The organism is Rhodoferax sp. P2_H8_2 (genome assembly GCF_056403235.1).
Map to the genome: position 1 here is coordinate 271,307 of NZ_JBFUFW010000002.1, position 21,452 is coordinate 292,758.

17 protein-coding genes and 1 tRNA gene are annotated in these 21,452 nt (G+C 61.4%); 9 read left to right on the forward strand and 9 right to left on the reverse strand.

The features are described 5' to 3' along the window. Window positions 1-30 precede the first annotated feature (30 nt). From AC1DV6_RS04225 to AC1DV6_RS04245, 5 genes are all read right to left on the reverse strand, one after another. Complete coding sequence (locus AC1DV6_RS04225; RefSeq protein ID WP_477975434.1) at window positions 31-1,311, reverse strand: amino acid deaminase; 1,281 nt, start codon at window positions 1,309-1,311, stop codon at window positions 31-33. A gap of 67 nt (window positions 1,312-1,378) precedes the next feature. Then, a tRNA-Ser gene (locus tag AC1DV6_RS04230) sits at window positions 1,379-1,466 on the reverse strand. A gap of 36 nt (window positions 1,467-1,502) precedes the next feature. After that, window positions 1,503-2,819 carry a serine--tRNA ligase gene (serS, locus tag AC1DV6_RS04235; RefSeq protein WP_477975436.1) on the reverse strand — a complete coding sequence of 439 codons (1,317 nt, stop codon included), beginning with the start codon at window positions 2,817-2,819 and terminating at the stop codon, window positions 1,503-1,505. Between the two features lie 65 nt (window positions 2,820-2,884). After that, the gene (gene ispH, locus AC1DV6_RS04240; RefSeq protein WP_477975438.1) at window positions 2,885-3,835 is read right to left on the reverse strand and encodes a 4-hydroxy-3-methylbut-2-enyl diphosphate reductase; all 951 of its coding nucleotides are present in this window, start codon (window positions 3,833-3,835) and stop codon (window positions 2,885-2,887) included. 2 nt (window positions 3,836-3,837) lie between these two features. Further along, complete coding sequence (locus AC1DV6_RS04245) at window positions 3,838-4,305, reverse strand: FKBP-type peptidyl-prolyl cis-trans isomerase (RefSeq protein ID WP_477975439.1); 468 nt, start codon at window positions 4,303-4,305, stop codon at window positions 3,838-3,840. 65 nt (window positions 4,306-4,370) lie between these two features. Between AC1DV6_RS04245 and radC the strand changes: the two genes are divergently transcribed. The 5 genes from radC to modC all read left to right on the forward strand — a co-directional run bounded on the left by radC (window position 4,371) and on the right by modC (window position 9,255). After that, window positions 4,371-5,078 (forward strand): RadC family protein, encoded by a 708-nt coding sequence (gene radC, locus AC1DV6_RS04250; RefSeq protein ID WP_477975440.1) that lies wholly within the window; start codon window positions 4,371-4,373, stop codon window positions 5,076-5,078. Continuing rightward, window positions 5,075-5,743, forward strand: a complete 669-nt coding sequence (locus AC1DV6_RS04255) for a Smr/MutS family protein (protein ID WP_477975441.1) — start codon at window positions 5,075-5,077, stop codon at window positions 5,741-5,743. Before radC ends, AC1DV6_RS04255 begins: the two co-directional genes overlap by 4 nt. Before the next feature lie 123 nt (window positions 5,744-5,866). Next, window positions 5,867-7,459, forward strand: a complete 1,593-nt coding sequence (locus tag AC1DV6_RS04260) for a sensor histidine kinase (RefSeq protein WP_477975443.1) — start codon at window positions 5,867-5,869, stop codon at window positions 7,457-7,459. A 33-nt stretch (window positions 7,460-7,492) separates the two neighbouring features. Next, window positions 7,493-8,170, forward strand: a complete 678-nt coding sequence (gene modB / locus AC1DV6_RS04265; protein ID WP_477975444.1) for a molybdate ABC transporter permease subunit — start codon at window positions 7,493-7,495, stop codon at window positions 8,168-8,170. Beyond that, window positions 8,167-9,255, forward strand: coding sequence for a molybdenum ABC transporter ATP-binding protein (gene modC / locus AC1DV6_RS04270; RefSeq protein ID WP_477975446.1), 1,089 nt, complete (start codon window positions 8,167-8,169; stop codon window positions 9,253-9,255). Before modB ends, modC begins: the two co-directional genes overlap by 4 nt. A 6-nt stretch (window positions 9,256-9,261) precedes the next feature. On the opposite strand, the gene AC1DV6_RS04275 is transcribed toward modC, so the two are convergent. Together AC1DV6_RS04275 and AC1DV6_RS04280 are read right to left on the reverse strand one after the other, a co-directional pair. After that, on the reverse strand, window positions 9,262-9,663 hold the full coding sequence (locus AC1DV6_RS04275) for a group II truncated hemoglobin (protein WP_477975448.1): 402 nt from the start codon (window positions 9,661-9,663) through the stop codon (window positions 9,262-9,264). Between the two features lie 70 nt (window positions 9,664-9,733). Further along, entirely contained in the window at window positions 9,734-12,337 is a 2,604-nt protein-coding gene (locus tag AC1DV6_RS04280) for an ABC transporter permease (RefSeq protein ID WP_477975450.1), read from the reverse strand. A gap of 109 nt (window positions 12,338-12,446) precedes the next feature. Between AC1DV6_RS04280 and AC1DV6_RS04285 the strand changes: the two genes are divergently transcribed. Beyond that, a complete protein-coding gene (locus AC1DV6_RS04285; RefSeq protein WP_477975452.1) occupies window positions 12,447-14,597 on the forward strand; it encodes a S9 family peptidase in 2,151 nt (716 codons plus the stop codon). Window positions 14,598-14,685: 88 nt separating this feature from the next. Here the strand turns inward: AC1DV6_RS04285 and apbC are convergent, their stop codons facing one another. Beyond that, window positions 14,686-15,777 (reverse strand): iron-sulfur cluster carrier protein ApbC, encoded by a 1,092-nt coding sequence (apbC, locus tag AC1DV6_RS04290; protein ID WP_477975454.1) that lies wholly within the window; start codon window positions 15,775-15,777, stop codon window positions 14,686-14,688. Window positions 15,778-15,915: 138 nt separating this feature from the next. Here apbC and AC1DV6_RS04295 point away from each other — a divergent pair, with 138 nt between their 5' ends. After that, window positions 15,916-17,202: a patatin-like phospholipase family protein gene (locus AC1DV6_RS04295; protein WP_477975456.1), complete on the forward strand. Its 1,287-nt coding sequence runs from the start codon at window positions 15,916-15,918 to the stop codon at window positions 17,200-17,202. Here AC1DV6_RS04295 and AC1DV6_RS04300 read toward each other — a convergent pair. Then, the gene (locus AC1DV6_RS04300) at window positions 17,199-18,155 is read right to left on the reverse strand and encodes a LysR family transcriptional regulator (RefSeq protein WP_477975458.1); all 957 of its coding nucleotides are present in this window, start codon (window positions 18,153-18,155) and stop codon (window positions 17,199-17,201) included. The two genes, AC1DV6_RS04295 and AC1DV6_RS04300, sit on opposite strands and share 4 nt — an antisense overlap. A 133-nt stretch (window positions 18,156-18,288) precedes the next feature. Between AC1DV6_RS04300 and AC1DV6_RS04305 the strand changes: the two genes are divergently transcribed. Together AC1DV6_RS04305 and metG are read left to right on the forward strand one after the other, a co-directional pair. Beyond that, window positions 18,289-18,936, forward strand: a complete 648-nt coding sequence (locus AC1DV6_RS04305) for an FMN-dependent NADH-azoreductase (RefSeq protein ID WP_477975459.1) — start codon at window positions 18,289-18,291, stop codon at window positions 18,934-18,936. Window positions 18,937-19,331: 395 nt separating this feature from the next. Further along, window positions 19,332-21,452, forward strand: coding sequence for a methionine--tRNA ligase (gene metG / locus AC1DV6_RS04310; RefSeq protein ID WP_477975461.1), 2,121 nt, complete (start codon window positions 19,332-19,334; stop codon window positions 21,450-21,452).

The window sequence follows — 21,452 nt, forward strand, 5'->3', positions numbered from 1 at the left end:
AAAGGAAAAAGCACATTTCGCAGGGTGAGATCAGAAGCGCGTGCTGATAGCGCCCGAGATGCGCCCATCGTCTTCGATCACTGCCATCCAGCGCCAACGATCAAACGTGGTGCAGGGGTGCGAAACGCCCAGTGCAACGCGATCTCCGATCCGGGGAGACGACCGCGACGCATCGAACCGCAAATAGGCATGCTGGTCATTCAAGGCAGTGACCTGCCACTCCGAAGGCGCGCTGTGTACCGCATCGCCCGCGCGCAGGCCGGCAGGCGCCCACCACACCGGGGTAGGCATTTGCTGGTCAAACGAAATATCCCGCCGCCCGCAGGTCAGCAATGCCAGACCGGGCTCCGGCACCGACTGCACCAGCGTCCACACCTCCAGCGCAGGTTTCAAGGATTCGCTGAGCCCTTCACGCTGCTCCAGCAGCTTGAGAAACTGCGCGTAGCGGCCATGGTCGTGCGTCACATAACAGCCAGAGCGCAACACCCCATGCATGGGCAGACGCAATGCCCGCTGCGCCAGCATAGGCACGACCAAATCGAACACCGCCGAACCGCCGGCCGAAATCAACACCTGCGTGCCAGCCCACAGCGCCAAGTCGTCGATACGCCGCACTGTCTCGTTCACGCGGTCCACCAACGCAGACACAGCCCGGCTATCTTCGTCGCTGACGCAATGCGCCAAACCGCCCTCGTAGCATTCCACGCCGCCAAGCAGCGCACAAGGGCTGTCGTGGATGGCCTGCGCCAATTCCAGCGCCTGCTCCACACTGCGACAGCCGGTCCGTTGCCCGTCCATGCCTATTTCCAGCAGCAGGTTCCACCGCCGTGGGCTTTGCCTGCGTTCACTCCAGGCATGCAAAATTTCCAGATGCGCCTTGTCATCCATCAAAAACCATATGTGCACATCAGGGTGTGCAACAAGTAACGCTTCCAGACCGTCCAGATCCGCTTGCGCCACCACCTGATTGGCAATGATGATGTTCTTGGCACCGGCCTCAATACCCACTTGCACCTGGTGGGCGTTGGCCAACGTCAATCCCCATGCTCCGCCTGCCAATTGCATGCGCATCAGCTCCGGGGACAGTGTGGTTTTGCCATGTGGGGCCAACAGCGCGCCTTTGCGGTTGGCAAAGGCCTGCATCCAGGCGATGTTGTGTTCCAGTGCCGTGCGACGCAAAACCGCTAACGGGAAACTCCGCATGCCATCCAGCACATGCCAGCCTTTACCGCCAAGTTCAGTCAGTTCACACGGCTCAGCCCACATCGGGTAACCCTTGAGGCTGGCGTTCAAAGTCAGTTCATCGCGCATCAATCCAGTCTACTACTGGACCTTCAAACAAAAAAAGGGCCTCTGTGGAACAGAGGCCCTTTGCATTTGGCGGAGAGGGTGGGATTCGAACCCACGGTACCTTGCGGTACGCCTGATTTCGAGTCAGGTACATTCGACCACTCTGCCACCTCTCCTGAAATCGCGTCGGTCGAAACGAAGGCGTGATTCTATCAGGCCTTCAGGGTCGTCAATCCGCCCATGTACGGGCGCAGTGCTTCAGGCACGGTAATCGAGCCATCGGCGTTCTGGTGGTTCTCCAAAACCGCCACCAGCGTGCGGCCCACAGCCAGGCCGGAACCATTCAGCGTGTGCACCAGTTCGTTCTTGCCCTGGGCGTTCTTGAAACGGGCCTGCAGGCGGCGCGCCTGGAAGGCCTCGCAGTTGGACACCGAGCTGATTTCGCGGAAGGTGTTTTGCGCAGGCAGCCAGACTTCCAGGTCATAGGTCTTGGCCGCGCCAAAGCCCATGTCGCCGGTGCACAAGCTCATCACGCGGTACGGCAAATTCAGCTTTTGCAGGATCGCCTCGGCATGGGTAACCATGGCCTCCAATGCTTCGTAGCTGTGGTCCGGGTGGGTGATTTGCACCATCTCCACCTTGTCGAACTGGTGCTGGCGAATCAGACCGCGCGTATCGCGGCCAGCACTGCCCGCCTCAGAACGGAAACAAGGCGTGTGGGCGGTCAGCTTGATCGGCAGATCGGTCTCGGCAGACACCACATCGCGCACAAAGTTGGTCAGCGACACTTCGCTTGTAGGAATCAGGTACAGCGCAGTATGGTCCGGTTGCGCCTCACCCTCCTGCCCGCCCTTCTTGGCGGCGAACAGGTCTTCTTCAAACTTGGGCAACTGGCCCGTGCCACGCAGCGTGTCGCCATTGACAATATAGGGCGTGTAGCACTCGGTGTAGCCGTGCTCGCTGGTTTGCACGTCCAGCATGAACTGGGCGAGCGCACGGTGCAGACGAGCGATCTGGCCCTTCATGACCGTGAAGCGTGCGCCAGTCAGCTTGACGCCCATTTCGAAGTCCAGACCCAACGGGTTGCCCAGATCGACATGGTCCTTGACTTCAAAGTCGTAGGTCTTGGGTTTGCCCCAGCTGCGCACCATCACGTTGCCATGCTCATCGGCACCGACAGGCACGCTTTCGTGCGGCAGGTTGGGCACGGCCAGCAACAGCGTCTGCATCTCGGCTTGGATAGCGTCCAGACGCGCGGCAGACGTTTCCAGTTCAGACTTCAGGCTGCCCACTTCGGCCATGGCGGCATCGGCCTCGGCGTGCTGACCCTTGCCCTTGAGCATGCCGATTTGCTTGGACAGTGTGTTGCGCTTGCTTTGCAGCTCTTCGGTACGCATCTGAATCGTCTTGCGTTCGGACTCCAGTGTGCGGAATGCGTCCACATCGAGGAAAGCCTGGGGTTTCTTGCGGGTTTCCAGACGGGCGATGACCGAATCGAGGTCTTTGCGTAGCAGCGTGATATCAAGCATGGGTAAATTTCTTCAGAGACAAAAAGGCCAGTAGCGCCCTATTTTATTGCGTAAGCAGCTATGAATTAGATAGCGTCGTCGAGGCGCAAACCCTTGGGCAGCGGGAACTTGATGGTTTCTTCCAGACCGTCCATCTTGCGCACGGAAACCGCGCCGAGTGCCCGCAGCCGGTCGATGACTGCTTGCACCAAAATATCCGGGGCCGACGCGCCGGCGGTCAGACCCACGCGCTGCTTGCCCTCAAACCAGCTGGCTTGCAGCTCATCCGCGTGGTCCACCATGTAGCTGGTCGTGCCCAGCTTCTGCGCCACTTCGCGCAAGCGGTTGCTGTTGGAGCTGGTCGGGCTGCCGACGACGATCACCACATCCACCTGCGGGCTCAATATCTTGACCGCGTCTTGCCGGTTTTGTGTGGCGTAGCAAATGTCCTGCTGCTTAGGCTCGCGCACCTGCGGGAAACGCGCCTTCACTGCCGCCGAAATCTCGGCCGCGTCGTCCATACTGAGCGTGGTTTGCGTCACCACGGCAAGCTTGGCGGTCTGGCTGGGCTGCACGCGTGCCACATCAGCCACGTCTTCCACCAAATGGATGCCGCTGTCCAGCTGGCCCATCGTGCCTTCCACTTCAGGGTGCCCCTTGTGGCCGATCATGATGAACTCGTAGCCTTCCTTGTGCAGCTTGGCCACTTCCACGTGCACCTTGGTGACCAGCGGGCAGGTGGCGTCAAAAATACGGAAGCCGCGTGCGGCAGCTTCTCTCTGGATCGCCTGGCTCACACCATGGGCGGAGAACACCAGCGTGGCGCCGGGTGGCACTTCGTCCAGGTCTTCGATGAAAACGGCGCCGCGGTTCTTCAGGTCATTGACCACATAGGTGTTGTGCACGATCTCGTGGCGCACATAGATCGGACGGCCAAACTTCTGCAGCGCACGGTCCACGATCTCGATGGCACGGTCTACGCCCGCGCAAAAGCCGCGCGGCTCCGCGAGGATGATGTCTTGAATGGATTCGATCACGGTTACAGCACCCCTATCACATGGACTTCAAACGTTACTGGCTGGCCAGCCAGCGGATGGTTGAAGTCGAATAGCACAGCGCCATCGTCCCTTACCTGCAGCACCACGCCAGCAAACTGGCCTTGCCCATCGGGCGTAGGGAATTGCACCACGTCGCCCGCGCGGTAGGTTTCATTCGGGTCGCCCATTTGCGTGAGCACCTTGCGCGCCAGCCATTGCTGCATTTCGGGGTTGCGCTCGCCAAAAGCGGCGCCTGCGGGCAGCTCAAAGGTCTGGCGCTCGCCCTCGGGCATGCCGATCAGGCACTCCTCAACGGCCGGGGACAGTTCGCCCGTGCCCAGGCTCAGCGTGGCGGGCTTGCCATCAAAGGTATTGATGACGTCACCGGCCGGGCCGCTCAGGCGGTAATGCAATGTCAAAAAGGAGCCGGCCTGGACATGGGCTGTTGGGGCGGCGGTCAATGTGGTCATGGAAGTCCTGATAATCTTCCCTCTATTGTAGAAAGTCGGGCTCACGGGCCTGCTACCCCTCCTCCATGCCCCTCAAAGACCTGCCGCCCGACGCCCGCCCCCGCGAAAAGCTGCTGGCGCGCGGCGCGGGTGCGCTCAGCGATGTGGAGCTGCTGGCGCTGCTGTTGCGCACCGGTATTGCAGGCAAAGGCGTGCTGCAACTGGCGCACGAACTGCTGCAATTACCCAAGGCTACGGACAAGGACGGCAGCGCCGGGTTTGGCGGCATTGCCGGGCTGCTGAATGCCACGGCCGACGACCTCAAGCGCGTCAAAGGATTGGGCCCTGCCAAGCGCGCAGAGATCGTGGCGGTGCTGGAACTGGCGCGCCGCGCGATGGCGCAGCAGTTGCAGGAACGCACAGTGCTGGACTCGCCCGGCGCCGTCAAACATTACCTGCAACTGCATCTCAGCACGCGGCCCCATGAGGTGTTTGCCGTGCTGTTTCTGGACGCGCAAAACCGGCTGATCGCGCTGGAAGAGCTATTCCGCGGCACGCTGACGCAAACCAGCGTCTATCCCCGTGAGGTCGTGCTTCGCGCGCTGCATCACCAGGCAAGCGCCGTGGTGCTGTCGCACAACCACCCCAGTGGCACCGTCCAACCTTCGCGTGCCGATGAGGCGCTGACGCAAACGCTGAAAGCCGCACTGGCATTGGTCGATGTGCGCGTGCTGGACCACATCATCGTGGGCCCCGGTGACGCGCTGTCGATGGCCGAGAAGGGTTTGATGTGACTTCTCCCAAACGCGGCGCAGTCAAAATCAGTTCACTGGCCGACCTTAAGGGCGTTAAAGCGGCGATTGAAGACCAGGCGCGCAAAGCGGCAGAGGCTGCCGCACGGAAGGTGCTGGAAGACAAACAGCGCGCGGCCCAACGCAATCTGTTTCAGGCGGCCGTGGGACGCGTGAACGTGCTGCCAGACACGGGCCGTATCTCGCTGAAAGCCGCACCGCCGGCCCCGATCCCTCGGCAACAGCTTCTGGATGACGCAGCAGCCCTCAAGGAATCGCTGAGCGACGAGGTCGATGTCGGCAGCCTGCTCGATACCGATGAGCGCCTGAGTTTTCTGCGGCCCGGCATTGGCCCCGATGTCGCGCAAAAGCTGCGTCGCGGCAAATGGACGATTCAGGGGCAGGTCGATTTGCATGGCCTGCGCAGCGACGAGGCCCGCGAAGCACTGTCAGCCTTTATCCGCGATGCCCACCGCGCGGGGTGGCGTTGTGTGCGCGTGGTGCACGGCAAGGGCCTGGGTTCGCCCGGCAAAACCCCGGTGCTCAAAGACAAGGTGCACCGCTGGTTGGTGCAAAAAAGTGAAGTGGCGGCCTTTGTGCAGGCCCAGCCTGCGCAGGGTGGCGCGGGCGCGCTGGTCGTGCTGCTGCAGCCCGCCGCTAAAACTTAACAACCGAAGCACTGAAAAACCTGTTCACGAAGCCCATTGCACCGGCTTTTTATTGGTAAGCTGTGAGTGCCCGCTTACGCTCACTTGGGTCGCATGTCCATGCAATGGCTTTCAATTAGAAATTTGTCGCTGCGTTATGTACTGCTCCTGGCCCTGCTGGCCGGGCTGATGGTGCCGTCGTGGCTGGCGTTTGTGTACGAAAAGCAGGAAGTCCAGGAACGCCTGTCCACAGAACTTGCCAGTGACCGTGACCGCTACGCCGATCTGTTGGCCGTTAGCCTACGTGAGCCGCTGTGGCAGCTGGCACAAGGATTTGCAGAGCCCCTGGTCGACAAGATCATGGAAGACCCCAAGGTGTCGGCCATTGTGGTGCGGCGCCTGCCAGAGGGACAAGTCTTCATGCGCCGCGGTGAGGTGCGGCGAACCAATACCGACTCTGCCGAGCGTGAAATCAAGATGCAAGGCAACACACTGGGAACCGTAACGGTGTATGTCAATGAAGATGGCGTGATAGCTGCGACGTCGGCAGCACAACAGCGCTTCTTCTGGCGCACGTCCTTTATCAGCCTGGCCGCCATCCTGTTGATTTTTGCCACGCTGCACTGGCGGCTCACCCGCGCCATCGACACGCTGGTCCAACAATCCGAAGCCCTGGCCGATGGTCGGCTGGACGAACCAGCGGTCTGGCTGCGCGACGACGAAGTGGGCCGCGTGGGCCGCAGCTTGGAAAACACGCGCCGCGCGCTGGCCAAGCTGGTCGGCGAATTGCGTGATGTCAACAACAGCCTGCGCTCCGAGAATGAACAGCGCAAAAAAGCCGAAGCAGAAATTGCGCTGCATGCCGAAGCGCTGGAATCGCGCGTGGGCGAACGCACCAGGGAACTGTCCGACGCCAACGCCACGCTGTCCGTCACGCTGGACAACCTGCGCCAGACGCAGAACGACCTGATCGAAAGCCGCAAACTGGCGTCGCTGGGGCGCATGGTGGCGGGCGTGGCCCACGAACTCAACACCCCCATTGGCAACGCGCTGACCGTAGGCTCCACGTTGGGTTCGCGCGTGCGCGACGTGCAGGAGCTTGCGAATACGGGGCAGCTCAAAAAATCGACCCTCACCGAATTTCTGGAAGCGACCCTGGAAGGCAGCGAAGTGCTCGAGCGCTCCCTGGCGCGCGCCGCCTCGCTGGTCACCCGGTTCAAAACGCTGGCGGAGAGCGACGCCACCGAAAAACTCAGTACCTTCGATTTGTTGGAAGTCGCCACGGTGGCCTGCGCCAGCGTTCAGAACAGCCTCAAGGGCAGCTACATCAACTTGGTCAACGACGTTCCCAGCGGCATTGCCATGACCAGTTACCCGGATTTGTTGACCCAGGTGCTGATCAATATGCTGGGCAATGCACAGGTGCACGCCTTTGAAGGCCGACAGGCGGGTGAAATCCGGCTGCACGCCGTCTACAGCGCTAACTCCGTGGAGATAACCGTCAGCGACAACGGCGTGGGCATTGCAGCGGATATGGAGAGTCGTATTTTTGACCCCATGTTCACCACCCGACTGGGGCGCGGCGGCATGGGCCTGGGCCTCTCCGTCGTGCACAACATCGTGACCCGCCAGATGGGCGGCAGAGTGCAGTTGCAGCATGTATTGCCCCACGGCGCCTGCTTTGTGCTGAGCCTGCCCCTGATTGCGCCCGCTCCCTGCAGCGACGCGCATGCGTAACCATGGCAAGCTGCACCGCACGGATATCTTCTCTTGGACCGATCTGATCTCGCTGCGATTGCGCTGACCGTTGAGTTGGCCGCGCTGACTACGCTGACCTTGCTGGTATTGGCCACGCCGCTGGCCTGGTGGCTGGCGCGTACTGGCTCACGTTGGCGTGCACCCATTGGCGCTGTGGTCGCGCTGCCGCTGGTGTTGCCACCATCTGTTTTGGGCTTCTATTTGCTGGTGTCTTTTGGCCCCAACGGGCCGATTGGCCAGTTCACCCACGCATTGGGCTGGGGCACGCTGGCGTTCACGTTCACCGGTCTGTGGATAGGCTCGGTCGTGTACTCGCTGCCCTTTGCCGTACAACCGCTGCAGCACGCGTTTGAAGCCATAGGCCCACGCCCGATGGAGGTCGCCGCCACGCTGCGGGCCTCACCGCTCAATGCCTTCTTCACGGTCGCCTTGCCACTGGCGCGGCCCGGCTTTGTGACCGCTGCCATCCTGACGTTTGCGCACACCGTCGGTGAGTTTGGCGTGGTGCTGATGATTGGCGGCAATATCCCCGGCCAGACGCGCGTGGTCTCCACGCAGATTTACGGCCATGTCGAAGCGCTGGAATACGCGCAAGCCCACGCGCTGTCGCTGGCCATGTTGCTGTTTTCGTTTGTCGTGCTGCTGGCCTTAAGCTGGTTCAACCGGCGCAACACAAAGGTGTTGCCATGACCGCGCCCGCCAACACCGTGCGCCTGGCGCTGCAGCGCAACGCCTTTGCGGTCAACGTGGATTTGCAATTACCGTCCACCGGCATCACCGTGCTGTGGGGCCCGTCGGGCTCGGGCAAGACATCCATCCTGCGCTGCGTCGCTGGTTTGGAGCGGGCTGACCGGGCGCTGGTGCACATTGCTGGCGAGACCTGGCAGGACGATGCGCGCGGGCTGTTTGTGCCGCCATGGAAGCGTGCGATCGGCTATGTGTTTCAAGAAGCCAGCTTGCTGGAACATCTGAACGTGCAGGGCAATTTGCACTACGGCCAGCAACGCGCCAGCGACCCGCAAGCTGCGGCCCAGGCGCTCAAGGATGCGATTGCGCTGCTGGACATCGGCGCGCTGCTGTCGCGCCGTGTGCAGGAGTTATCGGGCGGCGAACGCCAGCGCGTGGCGATAGCGCGCGCACTGGCCACCGCGCCGCGCGTGCTGCTTCTGGACGAGCCACTGGCCTCGCTGGACCCGGCGCGTCGCAAAGAGGTGTTGCCGTGGTTGGAGCGGCTGCGCGATGAATTGAAAATCCCGATGCTTTACGTCACCCACGCAGCCGACGAAGTCGCCAAGCTGGCCGACACACTGGTCACGCTGTCGCTGGGCCGCGTGACCGCTTGCGGCCCGGTGGCCGAAGTAATGGGCGGGCAGCACGGGCCCGCGATAACCGCCGATGAGGTCGGTGCATTGCTGCATGCGCACATTGGTGAAATCGATACGCGCTGGAGTCTTGCGCGCGCAGACTTTGAGGGCGGTGGCCTGTGGCTGCGTGACAGCGGCCTGGCACCGGGGCGCGCCGTGCGGCTGCGCGTACTGGCGCGCGATGTCAGCATTGCAATGCTTGCTCCCGAGCAAAGCAGTATCCAGAATGTGCTGCCATGCGTCGTGCAATCGGTGACGCCCGATGCGCATCCTTCACAGGTGTTGGTAGCTTTGCAGTGTGGCCCGACCCGCCTGCTGGCGCGCATCACCGCGCGTGCCGCGGATGCGCTGGCGTTGCAGCCAGGGCTCTCGGTCTGGGCGCAGGTTAAGTCTGTTGCACTGGTTGAGTAGCTGGCTTTAGACGCCTACGTTGCGCATCCAATCCGCGGTCTGGAAAAACGACGTCTGCAGGCGCGTGCGCAACTCGGCATCCACACCGACATCGCCCATAGACTGGTCCATACAAGCGAGCCATTGGTCGCGCTCCAGAATGCCGATCTTGAACGGCATGTGACGCGCTCGCAGCATCGGGTGGCCGAAACGCTCCACAAAGTAGTTCGGTCCGCCCAGCCAGCCGCACAAAAACCAGAACAGGTGATCGCGCGCCTTGTCCAGCGAGCTGCCGTGTGCAGCACGCAGGGCCGCATAGTTAGGCTCCAGGTCCATCAGGTCGTAGAAACGATCCACCATGGAACGCACCACTGTTTCGCCACCTATCCTTTCGTACGGAGTAAGGGCATTGGGTTCTTCAATTTGCATTGGAATTTAGAGTAAAAAGTGCCTATAAGGCGCATAGAACGTGCGTAAGCAGCTATTAAAAACAGAGCGGCTAGGTGGTAGCCCGGCGTAAAGTCTCAACCACCGGGCGCTGCAAAATCTCCCGCAAGCCCCACCAGCCAGCGGAGAGCGCAAGCACTGCGCCGGCCAGCGCACCGGCCAGCGGCACCCACCATTGCACGGTCCACGCAAACTCGAACACATAGCGCGCCAGTGCCCAGCCCACCGCCGCGGCAACGACAGAAGCGAGGAAGCCCGCCAGCAGACCGACGCCCGCCAACTCGGCTCGCTGCACTTGTCGCAACAACTTGCTTTGCGCACCGACGGCGCGCATCACCGCGAACTCCTTGGCGCGGTCTTCGCGCGTGGCTGTCACTGCCGCAAACAGCACGACCAGACCTGCGGCCAGCGTGAAGCCAAACAGGAACTCCACCGCGCGTATCACCTGGTCCAGCACACGCTGCACCTGGTTGATGGTGCTGGTCATGTCCACATTGGTGACATTGGGGAACTGGCGCACCAGCGCGTTGTCAAAGCCCGCGCTTCCACCGCCGGGCCGCCCTAAGGTGGAAGACGCCCCCTCGGGGGGCAGCGCATCACGCGAAGCGGAGGAGCGTGGGGGCCACACCGGCGGAGCACGGAACGCGCCCATATAGGTCACTGGCACATCCTTCAATTGGCTGACCGGGTACATCGCAAAGAAGTTGGCACGCATCGAGCCCCAGTCCACCTTGCGCAGCGAGCTGATGCGCGATTCATTCTGAATGCCACCGATATCAAAGCGCAGCGTGTCGCCAATCTTCAAGCCCAATGTGGTCGCAATGCCCTCTTCCATGCTGATCGCGTCCGCTTCTTCATTGGTCCACTGCCCTTTGACGATGCGGTTGTTGGATGGCAATGCTGCGCTGTGCGACAGGTTGAACTCGCGGTCCACCAGGCGCTTGGCGCGGTCTTCTGCATAGTCGTCCGGGTTGACTGCCTTGCCGTTGATCGCCACCAAGCGGCCGCGGATCATCGGGAACCAATCAAACTTCTGCACACCCGCATCCTTCAATGCCTTCTGGAACGACTCCGACTGGTCGGGCATGACGTTGATCACAAAACGGTTCGGCGCATCGGGCGGTGTCGCCTTGCGCCAGCTGCCAATCAGGTCGGTACGCAGCAGCACCAGCAGCACCAGCGCCAGCAGGCCCACCGACAGCGCGCTGACCTGCACCACGGTGTAGGCCGGGCGCGCAGAAATCTGACGCGTTGCCAACACCAGCCAGCGCGGCGCGGTGGCTTCGTTGACCATGCGGCGCAGCAGCTTGACCGCAACCCAGCTCATCGCCGCGAACACCACGACAGCCGCCGCAAAGCCGCCGACCGCAATGAGGCCCAGCGTCAGATCGCTGCTGGCCGCCATCAACAGCGCAGCAAAGCCTGCGACACCAACGGCCAACACGCCCAAGGATGCGGGGCGCAAGTTGCCCACATCGCGACGGATCACGCGCAGCGGCGGTACCTGTGCCAGTTGTAAGACCGGCGGCAGGCCAAAGGCGAGCAACAGCGTCAGCCCCATACCCAACCCCAGGCCCACCGGCCACAGCGTGGCGGCGGGCAAAGCCGAATCCACCAGCCCGGCCAGCAGCAGCACAAACAGGTAATGCACGCAAAAGCCCACCAGCACACCCAGCGCGCTGGCAAACAAACCTACCAACGCAAATTCAAACGTGTAGCTGGCTGCGATGGTGCGCTGCGATAAACCCAACACGCGCAACATCGCGCAGTCGTCCAGATGCGCGGCCGCAAATGCGCGCGCTGACAGCGCCACGGCCACTGCGCTGAGCAGCGCCGCCAGCAGGGCCACCAGGCTCAGGAATTTGCCCGCACGGTCCAGCGTCTGGCTCATCTCGGGGCGGCCGCCGGTAAACGATTCCACCCGCGCGCCGCGCACCGTGCCCTGCTTGATCTGCGCTTCGGCCCATTCGGTAAATGTCTGCACCGCCTTGTCTGCACCGGCCACCGCGAGGCGGTAGTTCAGGCGGCTGGCGGGTTGCACCAAGCCCGTGGCTGCAACGTCCGTACGCAACATCATCACGCGCGGCGCAAAGTTCATGAAGCCCGCGCCACGATCCGGCTCGACCGTCAGCACCTTGCCAATCGTCAATTGGCTGCTGCCCAACAGCAACGCATCGCCGACCTTCAGACCCAATGCTTCCAGCAAGGCCGCATCGACCCAGACCTGTCCTGCAGCGGGAATATCGTGGGTCACCGTTTCGGGTGCTTCCGGCGCAGTGGCGACGCGCAGCGCACCGCGCAATGGATAACCCGGCTCGACGGCTTTCAGGGCCACCAGCTTGGCAGCACCGCCCAGCGCATCTGGCGCACGCGCCATCGTTGGAAAGCCCACCGTCGTCGCGGCATCGAGCTTCAGTTCTTTCGCCTTGTCTGCAAATGCTGCGGGCATGGGGTTGTCGCTGGACACCACCGCATCACCACCCAGCAACTGGCGCGCATCGCGCAGTAGTCCACCCTGCAGCCGGTCGGCGAAAAACCCGACAGCCGTCAATGCCGCCACGGCCAGCGTCACGGCAATGATCAACAAGCGCAATTCGCCAGAGCGCAGATCGCGCCAGAGGGTGCGCCAGCCCAGGCGCCAGAAGGAAAGATTCATGGCGCTACCTTAGCGCATTCGGACTATCCCGCCCGAATGCCCGGCTATTTCGGAGTCTATGATGCGGAGCATTCCCGGCACAGCCCGGTATCCCATGACAAGGATTTCCATGCACCTCCTGAAAACTTCCCACGCACTCAAAGCGCTATGCGTCGCAGCCACCGGCCTGCTGGCCCTGTCTGCCACCGCGCAAATGGCCAGCCCGCCGATGGCGGAATCCAAGCCTTTCATGGTGACCTCACCCAACGGTGCGCGCAACGACAGCTACTACTGGCTGCGCGACGACGAGCGCAAGGCACCCGAAATGCTGGCCTATCTGAATGCAGAGAACCAGTGGTACGACCAGCACGCAGCGCGCTACAAGGCAATGGAAGACGGCTTGTTTGAGGAAATCAAGGGCCGCATCAAGCAGGACGACGCCAGCGTGCCGACGGCCAAGGGCGGCTACCTCTACTACACCCGCTTCGAACAGGGCCGCGAATACCCGCTGTATGCGCGCAAGCGCAACACGCCCAACGCCGCCGAAGAAATCATGCTCGACGGCAACCAGCTGGCGCAGGGCAAGGGCTACTACCAGGTGGGTGCCTACGAAATCAGCTCCGGCCAGAATATCGTGGCCTACATGGAAGACGTCACCGGTCGCCGCCAGTTCACGCTGCGCTTCAAAAACCTGACCACCGGTGAGACCCTTGCCGACAGCATTCCCGGCCTGTCCGGCAGCCTCGCCTGGGCCAACGACAACAAGACCATCTTCTATGTCGAGAACGACCCCGCAACGCTGCGCAGCTACCGTGTGAAACGCCACGTGCTGGGAACCAGTACTGCCAGCGACGTAACCGTCTATGAAGAAAAGGACGACAGCTTCTACACGCAAGTGCGGAAGACTTCATCGCAAGCGTATGTGCTGGTCCATGTCAGCAGCACTATTTCCGACGAAGTGTTAGTGCTGGATGCGGCGACGCCCACGGCCAGCTTCAAGACCCTGGCGCCCAAGCAGGCGGACTTTCATTACCGGGCCGACCACATCGCAGACCGCTGGATCATCCGCACCGATTGGCAGGCGCCCAATTACCGCTTGATGCAGGTCGCGCAAAAGCAGATCGGCCATCGCGACGCTTGGCAGCCGCTGCTGGCGCACGACCCCAAGGTCTTTATCAACAACTTTGAACTGTTCGCCAACTACCTGGTGATTGACGAGCGCAGCGAAGGCCTGCGCCGCCTGCGCGTGCAGCCATGGGCCAAGGGCAAGATGACTGGCAAGGCGCAATACATCCGCTCCGACGAGGCGGCCTACGCCACCGAGCTGCAACCCAACTATGTACAAAACAGCGAAGTCGTGCGTTACGTCTACAGCTCGCTGACCACGCCGCAAACCACCTACGACTACAACATGCGCACCGGCGAGCGCGTGCTACGCAAGCGCCAGCCCGTGTTGGGTGGCTTTGACAGCGCCAACTACCAGACGGAACGCTTGTGGGTTACCGTGCGCGACGGCGTCAAGGTCCCGGTGTCGTTGGTTTACCGCAAAGGCTTTCAAAAGGACGGCACGGCGCCACTGTTCCAGTACGCCTACGGCTCCTACGGCCTGTCGATGGACCCGGTATTCCGCTCGTCCGCCGTGTCGCTGTTGGACCGCGGCTTTGTCTACGCCATCGCCCATATCCGCGGCGGGCAGGAGATGGGCCGTGCCTGGTATGAAGACGGCAAGAAGCTGAAGAAGAAAAACACCTTCAACGATTTTGTTGATGTGACCGAAGCGCTGGTGCAGCAAAAGTACGCAGCCAAGGATAAGGTGTTTGCCCAAGGCGGCAGCGCCGGCGGCTTGCTGATGGGCGCGGTGGCGAATATGCGGCCCGACCTGTACCGCGGCATTCTGGCGGCCGTGCCGTTTGTCGACGTGGTGACCACCATGCTGGACGAATCCATCCCGCTGACCACCAACGAATTCGACGAATGGGGCAACCCGAAGCAGAAGGCGTTTTACGACTACATGCTGAGCTACTCGCCCTACGACAACGTGAAAGCCCAGGCCTATCCGGCGATGCTGGTGACCACCGGCCTGCACGACAGCCAGGTGCAGTACTACGAGCCCGCCAAGTGGGTCGCCAAGCTGCGCACGCTGAACACGGGCAAAGCGCCGCTACTGATGCACATCAATATGGAAGCGGGCCACGGCGGCAGCGCAGGCCGCTTCAAGCGGCTGCGCGAGACCGCACAGGACTATGCGTTTGTGCTGGACCAGTTGGGCATTGCGAAGTAGTACTTCGCACCGATTTCGGAGACAAATCAGGCTGTAGAGCGCATGGAATGTGCGTGAACAGCTACTGAATTTGTAGCATCTAGAGAGATCAGGTGTCTTTGCTGATCGTGATGGTCGGGAACTTGGAGGAAAAGTCCTTGTTCTTCGCCGCGATCGACACCGCCACTTTGCGCGCCACCGTGCGATACAGCTCGGCAATCTCGCTGTCCGGATCGGCCACCACGGTGGGCGTGCCGCCATCGGCCTGCACGCGGATCTGCAGGTTCAGCGGCAAAGCGCCCAGGTAATCCATGCCGTACTCCGCCGCCATGTTCTTGCCGCCGTCTGCGCCAAAGATATGTTCCACATGGCCGCAGTTGCTGCACACGTGCACCGCCATGTTTTCGACGATGCCCAGGATCGGCACGCCGACCTTCTCAAACATCTTGATCGCCTTGCGCGCATCCAAGAGCGCAATGTCCTGCGGCGTGGTTACGATCACCGAACCGGTCATCGGCACGCGCTGTGACAACGTGAGCTGGATATCACCCGTGCCGGGCGGCATGTCGACAATCAAATAGTCCAGATCGTCCCAAGCAGTCTGGCGCAGCAATTGCTCCAGCGCCTGTGTCGCCATTGGTCCGCGCCAGATCATGGCCTGATCGGGTTCCACCAAAAAACCAATCGACATCACTTGCAAACCATGGGCCATCACCGGCTGCATGGTCTTGCCGTCTTCGGTGGCGGGTTTCTCGGACGTGCCCATCATCATCGGGATGCTGGGACCATAAATGTCGGCGTCCAGCAAGCCCACACGTGCGCCCTCGGCGGCCAGCGCCAGCGCCAGATTGGCCGCAGTCGTGCTCTTGCCAACGCCGCCCTTACCGGAGGCCACGGCCACGATGTTCTTCACGCCGGGCAGCAATTGCACACCGCGCTGCACCGCATGGGCCTGGATTTTGGAGGTGATGTTGATCGTCAGCTTGCCAACGCCAGCGACAGTGCGCACCGCAGCTTCAAGCAAAGCACGTAGCTGTGCTGCCTGACGCTGCGCCGGATACGCCAGTTCCACATCAAACGCCACATCGTCGCCCGAGACGACCACATTGCGCACGCACTTGCTGCCCACAAAATCCTTGCCCGTGTTCGGGTCAATCACACCTTGCAAGGCGCCCAAAATTGTCTGTTCCGTCAATGCCATGAAAACTCCTGTTGCCCGAAGTCTAGCGAAGGCTTGGGGCAATGGTCGTCAATAGGGCTATGGATGGCACGCAACACTTCGGGTATTTCCGGTTGGTTTAAGGTTTGAGCCGCCGCCATGGCATCCCATAATGGCTGCATGTCGATCCCCATTGTTCCCGCCCACAACATCGGATTGCTGTTGACCGGAGGCGGTGCCCGGGCGGCCTACCAGGTGGGTGTACTCGAAGCGATTGCCGATATCCGCGTCGAATGCGGTCAGTCGGKATCGGGCAACCCATTTCCCATCATCACCGGCACGTCGGCAGGCGCGATCAATGCGGCAGCCCTGGCATGCGGCGCTGACAACTTCGACAGCACGATACGGATCATCGCCAAGACCTGGCGGGAGTTCCGTGCCAACCAGGTTTACAAATCCGACCACCTGAGCATGATGCGCACCGGGGCGACGTGGCTCACGCTGCTGTCACTGGGCTGGCTGGTGGCGAAGCTGCGCCGCATCAAGCCCAAGTCGCTACTGGACAACGAGCCCTTGGGCGAGTTGCTGAAGCGCCTGGTGCCGCTGGAGCGCCTGCCCGACCTGATCCGCCAAGGCCATGTGCAGGCTTTGGCTGTCACCGCATCGAGCTACAGCTCGGGCGACCACGTCACCTTCTTTGAGGGCGACAAACGCATCATGCCGTGGCTGCGTACACAACGCCTTGCTGTGCGCGACAAGATTACCCATGCCCACCTGCTGGCATCCTCGGCGATTCCGTTTGTGTTTCCGGCCACCCAGTTGCATATCAATGGGCACGACGAATATTTTGGCGACGGCTCGATGCGGCAAAGCGCACCTGTCTCGCCTGCTATCCATTTGGGCGCAGAGAAAATCCTGGTAGTGGGCGCCGGGCGCATGCACGAACCCAAAGACGAAGCCCACCTGCACACCACCAACACCTACCCTTCGATTGCGCAAATCGCAGGCCATGCGCTGTCCAACATCTTTCTGGATGCGCTCGCGGTGGACATCGAACGCGTGCGCCGCGTCAACCAGACGATCAAGCTGGTGCCAGAAGAAGCCCGCAAGGCCAGCGCACTCAAGCCGGTGGAGCTGCTGGTGATCGCGCCCAGCCAGCGGCTTGATGCCGTAGCCGCCAAGCATGTGAAGGATTTGCCGCACGCAGTGCGCACGATGCTGGGCGGTGTGGGCGTGTCATCCCAAAAGGCTGATGTCAAGGGTGCGGCGCTTGCCAGCTACTTGTTGTTTGAAACCTCTTACACCACCGAGCTGATGGCGCTGGGTTACGCCGATGCGCAAAAGCAGCGCGCACAAATTTGCGAATTCTTTGGCTGGACCGATCCGGTAGCCAAGCCGCAGGAAGAGGTGCCGCACTACGTCCTGAATGACCGCCGCACCGACCCGCTGCGTGTTACGCGCCGCTAAACCTTCGCGTTTTCATCTGCTTTTTTGCAGGCTTCAGGATCGGGTGCCACCGGTGAGCCCTCGCCATTGGTAAAAGCCCCCAGAAAGTCCAGAAACCGCCGCACCGCGGGCACCATGCCGCGGCGTGACGGGTACACCGCGTGAAACACGCCATGCGGCGGCGCCCAGCCAGGCAGCACGTGCACCAGCCGGCCATCGTCCATCTCCTCGCGGCACATGTAGTCCGGCAGCATGCACATGCCGGTACCACCCAGCACCGCGAACTTCAGCGTCAACAAGTCATCGGCCACATAGCGCGGGTGGTGCACCAGCGCGTGGCTAGCACCATTGGGTCCGACCAGATGCAGGCTCGCCTTGCCGTCGACCGCTGACATGCTGATCGAATCCATATTCGCCAGGTCATGCACCGACTGTGGCGCGCCCTGTCGCTTCAGGTGTTCCGGGCTGGTGACCAGAAAGGTTTTGGTCATCCCCAGGTTCTTGACCACCAGACTGCCGCTGTCGCTGAGTGTGGGCCGCACGCGCAGCGCGATGTCCACGCCTTCTTCCACCAGATCAACGACCCTATTGCTGACGCGCATGTCCAGCTTGACCAGCGGGTAGCGCGCCAGAAACGGCGCAATGATGGGCCCCAGCGTGGTTTGCGCCAGCGTGACCGGACAGGCCACGCGTATCGTGCCGCGCGGCTCGGTCTGCACCTGCTCAATCGCCTCCGCAGCCGCATCGGCCGCATCGCGCATCGCGGTGCAGTGGCGCAGGTAGACCTCGCCCACCTCGGTCAGCGACAGCTTGCGCGTGGTGCGCTGGAGCAGGCGCACGCCCAGCCGGGTTTCCAGCTCCGCCACGCGGCGTGACAGCTTGGATTTGGGGATGCCCAGATGCCGCCCGGCTGCGGCAAAACCGCCCCTTTCCACCACTTCGGCGAAGTACAGCATGTCGTTGGTGTCTTGCATATTGGGCCTTTATTGTCCTATTGTTGGGACAATCTAACGCAATTTCACCGACTTATCAAACATTAGCTTCATCCGCACAATTCACCCATCGCCCGAACAACTCTTTGTTCTTAACTTTGGAAAGAAGGACCTCATGAAACTCTTGCACATCGACTCCAGCATCCTGGCCGCCAACTCGGTTTCCCGCCAACTGACCGGAAACATCGTCAACCAATGGACCGCCAGCCACCCCGGTACCACCGTGGACTATCTGGATCTGGCCACCAACACGCCCAGTCACCTGTCCGCCGAATCCTTAGGCTTCCGCCTGCCTGCTGGCACGGACCTGAGTGACGTTCAAAAGCGCGAAAACGCTGTATCCGAAGCACTGGTCACCCAGTTCCTCGCTGCCGACGTGATCGTTGTGGGCGCACCGCTGTACAACTTCAGCATCCCCAGCCAACTGAAGGCCTGGATCGACCGCGTGGCGCAAGTGGGCCGCACCTTCAAGTACACCGAAAAGGGCCCAGTCGGCCTGGCCGGTGGCAAGACGGTAATCGTGGCTTCCACCCGTGGCGGCGTGTACTCGACCAGCGAAGGCGGCCGTGCGATGGAACATCAGGAGAGCTATCTGCAAACCGTGTTCGGCTTCTTCGGCATCACCGATGTGCGTTTTGTGCGCGCTGAAGGTATTGCGATGGGTGAGGCCAAAAAGGCTGAAGCCTTGGCTTCTGCTGCGGTGGATACGCTGACGGCTACGCAAGTTGCTGCTAATCAGGCGGAAGTTACGCTGGCGGCTTGAGATTCCGGGGGCATTTCTTTCGCCCGCTGACGGTGCGGGGTAAGCCCCAAAGCGAATGTCCCCCGGGCCGTGAGGGCCCTCCTCCTTGATTTCGCAATGGGGCTCACCCCACACCATCCGCTTGAAGGGTAGGAATTTCAAATTCCACTCAGCCCAATCCAACCCTTCCACTACGGAGGGGTTTTCTTTTTGCGGGTCGCAAATCACGCCTCTTCAGGATCGGGTGGGTTGGGTGCTCTTTTCCGGGAGGTCAAGGAGGAGGGCCCTCACGGCCCGGGGGACACGTACGGAAAAGAGTACCCGACACGCCCGATCCGGACGGGTAGTTGGAAGTTCAAGACCGGAGAGGACAGGCGACTAAAATCCAAGGTTCCTCAGCGAAAGTCGATTCCCCAATGTCCCGCCAGTTATTCGTCACCACCGCCCTCCCCTACGCCAATGGCCCGTTCCACATCGGCCACATCATGGAATACATCCAGGCTGATATCTGGGTGCGGTTCCAGCGCATGCAGGGGAGCGCAGTGAATTTTGTCGGTGCGGACGACACACACGGCGCACCCATCATGATTGCGGCGGAAAAGGCCGGTAAAACGCCTGAGCAATTCGTCGCTGACATTGCCGCCGGACGCAAACAGTACCTGGACGGTTTTCACATCAGCTTTGACAACTGGCACAGCACACATTCAGCCGAAAACACCGAACTCGCACAGCAAATCTACCGCGACCTGCGTGACCGCGCTGATGGTTCGCTGATTGAAGTGCGTACGATCGAGCAGTTCTTCGATCCTGAGAAGAACATGTTCCTGCCGGACCGCTATATCAAAGGCGAATGCCCCAAGTGCCACGCGAAAGACCAGTACGGTGACAACTGCGAAGTCTGCGGCTCGGTCTATGCGCCGACCGACCTGATCAACCCGTTCTCGGTGTTGTCGGGTGCCAAACCCGAACTAAAACAATCTGAACATTTCTTCTTCAAACTCTCTGACCCGCGCTGCGTGGAGTTTCTGCAGGAATGGACACAAGACGGCAAGCTGCAGCCCGAGGTGGCCAACAAAGTCAAAGAATGGTTCAGCGTTCGTACCAACCCCGATGGCAGCACGAGCGAAGGACTGGGCGACTGGGATATTTCTCGCGACGCGCCTTACTTCGGCATTGAGATTCCCGATGCACCAGGCAAATACTTTTACGTGTGGCTGGATGCGCCGGTGGGTTATCTGGCGTCACTGAAAAACTGGTTCGCGCAATCGGCAACTGGGGGCGGTCCCAAAGCCAAGCACGGCGACACACGCAGCTTTGAAGAGTACATGGCCGCGCCCGACACCGAGCAGTTCCACTTCATCGGCAAAGACATCGTCACCTTCCACACGCTGTTCTGGCCCGCGATGCTGAAGTTCAGCGGCCGCAAGACGCCGACCAATGTGTTTGTGCACGGGTTCCTGACGATCAACAACGGCGAGAAGATGAGCAAGAGCCGCGGCACTGGCCTGTCGCCGCTGAAGTACCTCGACCTGGGCATGAACGCCGAATGGCTGCGCTACTACCTGGCGGCCAAGCTGTCCGCGCGCAATGAAGACATTGACTTCAACGCCGATGATTTCATGGCGCGGGTGAACTCGGATTTGATTGGCAAGTACGTGAACATTGCTTCGCGTGCGGCGGGGTTCTTGACCAAGCGTTTTGATGGCAAGCTGACCAGCGACTTTGGTGCGACTGGCGCGGCGCTGCTGGCCGATGTGCGCGGCGCGAGCGATGCGCTGGCGCAGATGTACGAAGCCCGCGAGTTCGGCAAGGCCACGCGCGAGATCATGTTGCTGGCCGACAAGGTCAACGCCTATGTCGACCAGAACAAGCCCTGGGACCTGGCCAAAGACGTCGCCAACAACCAAGCGCTGCACCAGGTCTGCTCCGTGCTGATCAACACCTTTGCCGCATTGACACGCTATCTGGCTCCCGTGCTGCCAGGTCTGGCCAAAGCGGTGCAGGACTTTGTTGGCAGCGACATGCAGCACTGGAACGTGGCAGGCGACGTGCAAGCCATCCAGCCCTACCAGCACCTGATGCAACGCGTCACTCCCGAACAACTCGATGCATTGTTTGAGCCGCCAGCGCCCGTAGAATCTGCGCAAGCTGCTCCTGAAACTGCAGCAACCGTGCCCGGCGGCGAAGCAATCGCACCGACCATCACCATCGACGATTTCGCCAAGATCGACCTGCGCATTGCGAAGATCGTCAACTGCGAAGCTGTCGAAGGCTCGACCAAACTGCTGCGCCTGACACTCGACGCTGGCGAAGGCCGCCACCGCAATGTGTTCTCCGGCATCGCCAGCATGTACAAGCCCGAAGAGCTGGTCGGCCAGCTCACGGTGCTGGTAGCCAACCTCGCACCGCGCAAGATGAAGTTTGGCGTGTCCGAAGGCATGGTCATGGCCGCGAGCCATGGCGACGAGAAGGCCAACCCCGGCATCTACATCCTGAACCCCTGGCCCGGTGCTACGCCTGGCATGCGCATTCACTAA

Excerpts from the sequence above, each read along its gene's own strand:
- AC1DV6_RS04300 (WP_477975458.1), bottom strand. The coding sequence starts at position 18,155 with ATGCAAGACACCAACGACATGCTGTACTTCGCCGAAGTGGTGGAAAGG.
- serS (WP_477975436.1), bottom strand. The coding sequence starts at position 2,819 with ATGCTTGATATCACGCTGCTACGCAAAGACCTCGATTCGGTCATCGCC.
- modC (WP_477975446.1), top strand. The coding sequence starts at position 8,167 with ATGACCGCGCCCGCCAACACCGTGCGCCTGGCGCTGCAGCGCAACGCC.
- radC (WP_477975440.1), top strand. The coding sequence starts at position 4,371 with ATGCCCCTCAAAGACCTGCCGCCCGACGCCCGCCCCCGCGAAAAGCTG.
- metG (WP_477975461.1), top strand. The coding sequence starts at position 19,332 with ATGTCCCGCCAGTTATTCGTCACCACCGCCCTCCCCTACGCCAATGGC.
- apbC (WP_477975454.1), bottom strand. The coding sequence starts at position 15,777 with ATGGCATTGACGGAACAGACAATTTTGGGCGCCTTGCAAGGTGTGATT.
- AC1DV6_RS04225 (WP_477975434.1), bottom strand. The coding sequence starts at position 1,311 with ATGCGCGATGAACTGACTTTGAACGCCAGCCTCAAGGGTTACCCGATG.
- AC1DV6_RS04305 (WP_477975459.1), top strand. The coding sequence starts at position 18,289 with ATGAAACTCTTGCACATCGACTCCAGCATCCTGGCCGCCAACTCGGTT.
- AC1DV6_RS04285 (WP_477975452.1), top strand. The coding sequence starts at position 12,447 with ATGCACCTCCTGAAAACTTCCCACGCACTCAAAGCGCTATGCGTCGCA.
- AC1DV6_RS04280 (WP_477975450.1), bottom strand. The coding sequence starts at position 12,337 with ATGAATCTTTCCTTCTGGCGCCTGGGCTGGCGCACCCTCTGGCGCGAT.
- AC1DV6_RS04245 (WP_477975439.1), bottom strand. The coding sequence starts at position 4,305 with ATGACCACATTGACCGCCGCCCCAACAGCCCATGTCCAGGCCGGCTCC.
- AC1DV6_RS04275 (WP_477975448.1), bottom strand. The coding sequence starts at position 9,663 with ATGCAAATTGAAGAACCCAATGCCCTTACTCCGTACGAAAGGATAGGT.